Source organism: Campylobacter concisus (assembly GCF_001891085.1).
GTDB lineage: Bacteria > Campylobacterota > Campylobacteria > Campylobacterales > Campylobacteraceae > Campylobacter_A > Campylobacter_A concisus_O.
In genome coordinates, this window is sequence record NZ_JXUP01000015.1 from 1 (window position 1) to 4,372 (window position 4,372).

Here is a 4,372-nt window from a genome sequence, read left to right on the forward strand (position 1 = left end):
AGATATAACTTTAATAGGTAAAGATACTCTAACTCTAGATCAAGACTCTAACAATAACGAAACAGTAGCTGATATCTCAGCTTTACAACAAGCCATCTTAAAAGGAACAGATCTTAATGCTCTAGAAGAAACTGCTGCAGGTGGTCCACAAGCAGGTAATGCTGGTGGAGATGGTGTAAGCCTTGGTGCTGCTAGCTTTGCTGAAGGAGGCCACATTAGTAACATAAATGCTAATGTAGCAAGCATAGATGCTTTAGCTCTAGCAGGAGCTGCAGATAATGCTCTTGGTGTAAGTGGAGGAAGTGCTGCTACTGGGGCTGGTGCTGGAGTTCTACCTAGATTTAGCATAAACATAACTTCTTCAGATACTATGGAAGGTGGTGTTATGACTTACAGGCTATCCTTGCCTACTACCTTGACATCTAGACCTACTACATTAAATTTAAACTTTAGTGGCGGAGTAGCTGGAGTAGATTATAATGCAAACTCTGTAGAGTATTCTCTTGATGGTATCAACTGGACGCGTGGCACTATCGTAAATCTTGCCGATGCAAACCAAATCAATAACCTTCGAGTAAAAGTAGAAACAATAAACAACTACGGACTTAAAGGCGTTGATCTAGCTAATAATCCTACTCAGATGGGTGCTAATCAGAACCAAGGCGAACAAGATGGAAGTAAGTATTCTGATATAAATGGAGTTCAGTACGGTATATATAAAAGAAAACTAACCCTAAATGTAACTACAGATAACGAAGAGATCGCTAACTCTCAAGCTGACGGCAAAATCGTTGATAATGATGACTATGTAAATATAAACCAAGGACTCAATGGAAATAGTATCCTAACTGGAGCCGGCGAAGACACACTAAATATGAATGCCGGTGAATACAAAAATTCTTATATAAATTTAGAAAATGGCGATGATGTAGTAAATATCAAATCTGGTGCCACCGTTACTAATACTGAAATAGGGGTTCATGGCGGAAAGGATTTTATAACCTTAGAAAAAGGTGCCACATTGGATCATGCTAGAGTTATTATGGGGGATGATGAAGATACGCTAAATATAAATGGTACTGTTAAAGGAGGTACTCATATAAATTTAGATAATGGTGATGATATTTTAAATATAGGTGAAGGTGCTGAAATTTCTGCTTCTGACATTCAAACAGGTGATAGTGATCAAGCAGATAAAGATAAGATAAATATCGCCAACAAAGTTACTGTGAAAGACTGGGCTGATATACAAGGTGGCAGTGGAGATGATAAAATTGAAGCTGGCGATGATTTAATTCTTAGCAATACTTCTGGCATACACGGCGACTGGGGAAATAATGGAGACATTAAAAATAATGATGGCGATGGAAACGATAAAATCACAATAGGTAAAAATTTACAAATGAGTGGTGGCTCTGTAATAAGTGGCGGCGGCGGCACTGATGAAATTACTATCGGTGATAACGCAAACATCAGTGACTCGACTATCCAAGGCGGAGCTGGTAACGATAAAATTTCTATAAACAATGGAAAAATTACTAACAGCAATATACTTGGCGATGGTGGAGTTATGAATGGTTCACAAAGATCAGGAAATGACCAGATAACTATTTCAGGTGCAAGGACTGAATTAAATAGCGTAAATATAGATACCGGTGATGCTAATGCTAATGCGGTTGGCGGGGCTAAAGATACTGTAAAAATCGAGGATGCGAAACTTAAGTACACTAATATTGTGTCCGGTAATGGTAATGATGATATAACCATAACCGGAAACGCAAATTTAACCGGTGGATTCAATAGGAGCGGAAGCGGTGACGATACTATAACGGTAAGCGGCAATGCAATCTTAAACAACACGTATCTTCAAGGGGAACAAGGTAGCGATACTATAACTATAAGCGACAATGTTAAGGCTAAAGGTGGTAATTTTAACACTGGAGCCGGAGCGGATGATAAGATAGAAATCAAAGATAATGCCGAGTTGGATGGCACTACATTGCAGTTTGAAGGCGGTGAATCAACAGATAAAGCTACTCTAAACGTAACCGGAAACGCCGTATTAAAAGATATAACGATACAAGCTTCTCAATCTCTAGGCAAGCAATATATGAATTTCCATCAAAGCGGCGAAGCTAGAGTAAAGAGCCTTATGGGTAGCCAAAATAAAGACGTTATAGATATAGCGGGCGACTTTACTTATACTAACGTCGGCAATAATCTTCAAACTCACGGTGGAGATGATGAGATAAAGATGCACGGCGGAGCTACGGTAAAATTCAAAGCAGATATGGGCGATGGTAAAGATACTTTAACAATAGATAATGCTACATTTAAAGATTCTCTTGTGAATATGGATGGCGGTAACGACGAGATAAATATAAATGCCGGAGCAAATTTAACCGGCACGAGAATTTATACCGGCGACGGCAATGATACTGTGAATGTAAGGGGCGGTACGTTTAGCGAAGCAGAGATCGGACTAGAGAAGGGTAAAAATGAAGTAAATATAGAGTCCGGTGCGGTATTTGGCGACCAAGATGCTCGTCTTAACGGCTTTAGGGAGCATAAAACTTATATAAGATCAGATCATGGAAATGATTCAGAAGATACCATAAACGTTAAAGCAGGCGCTACCGTCAAAAACGCCGAAATACAAACTTACGGTGGAAAAGATATTCTTAATGTAGATGGTTCTATCACAAATTCTAATGTTGATTTGGGCTCAGGCTACGATGAGGTAAATATAAATTCTGGAGCGACTATAGATAATGTTTCTATAAAAACTGGCGGTGGCGTAGGTAAAGTCAATATCAATGCTGGAGCGACAGTGAAGAAGGTTGATGTAACTACCGGAGCTGAGAATGACATAGTAAACATTGGTAGCGATATCACTGCGCCAGCGACTACACCATCTGCTACTCAGTCAAACATCAACACTGGTGCTGGTTCTGATACCGTAAATATAGCTAGTGGAGTAACACTCACTCGTACTGTTATACAGATGGGCGCTGGAGAGGATACTATAGAGCTTAAAGGCAATAGTAATACTGACCGCATAACATTTAAGGGATCTACGTTATATACCGATGATGCAGGATACACTGCTAATGAGACAGATCGTGTAACTATAACAAATACTACTTTCATGAAAAGCGATGATGGTAGATTATCTAGCGTAATCACTGGTGGCGGAAGTGATGAAATTACAGTAAAAGAGGGAACTATATTCCAAGATGATTCATTTATAGCTGCTGGAACTGGTGCAGATAAAATATATTTAAATAGTGGCTCTACATTTAATTCCTCTAGGGTATACGGTGACAATGCGGATGATAATATTAATGGAGGAAATGATCAAATATATGTAAATGGAGCCGTATTTAATGGTAAAAATGAAAATGGTAGTATACATGGTGGTATATTTGCTGGAGGCGGAGATGATGAAATTTTTGTTAACTCTGGAATATTTAATGATGCTAATATAGAAGGTGGAATTGGCAATGATCTTATCTCAATCAAACAAGGTGTAAACCTAAATAATACAACTATCAACGGCGGAACTGGAGATGATACATTAAAAATCGCTGATGATACTTTAGACTTTAGCAAAGTTAAGAATATCGAAAAACTAGATCTAACCGAAGGTAGCCATAACATAAATCTATCAGCTAAAGATGTTCTAGATATGACTGATGATAGGAACAAGCTAAGAATAGATGGCGATGGTAACGATAATCTTGCTCTTAAGAGTAATGGTTGGTTAGCTTCAGGTACTACAACTGCTGATGGTATTGACTACAATGTTTATACTAACACAGTGGGTGGAAAAACTGTAACTCTGGAAGTCCAACAAAACCAAGTACACGTTGATATTTAAATTTCAACTAGATACTTTAATCCCAAAGGAATTTTCCTTTGGGATATTTTTATCTCACTAAATTTCTAATTGAATCATCTTAAAACTCAAATTTAACTAGCAAATTTAAGAATTTTTACTTCAATATATCCAATTAGCACCAAAGTACAATAGACAAGTCTCTTAAAAATATATATAATTTGCCGATTTATGAAATCAAAACAATTTAAATACGATAAATAAGCTGGAGCGGGTTAAAAGTGCTACAAGAGGAAAGCGTAATAGTCCTTAACGATGCAACTACAGAAGTAGAAGATCTTGGCGCTGAAGACATCGATCAAAACGAAAAGATAGTTACAGAGGGTTCTAACTCTAAAGTAACAATAACTCAAACTGATGGTAAAGATATAACTTTAATAGGTAAAGATACTCTAACTCTAGATCAAGACTCTAACAATAACGAAACAGTAGCTGATATCTCAGCTTTACAACAAGCCATCTTAAAAGGAACAG

At 37.6% G+C, this 4,372-nt stretch carries 2 protein-coding genes; both read left to right on the forward strand.

Translation table 11 applies throughout. The annotated features are described in order from the left end of the window. A partial coding sequence (locus tag TH67_RS10435; RefSeq protein WP_072595450.1) for a beta strand repeat-containing protein occupies positions 1-3,880 on the forward strand: 3,880 nt, incomplete at its 5' end. Positions 3,881-4,119: 239 nt separating this feature from the next. Further along, the coding region (locus TH67_RS10080; protein ID WP_141081784.1) for a hypothetical protein at positions 4,120-4,372 on the forward strand (253 nt) is incomplete at its 3' end.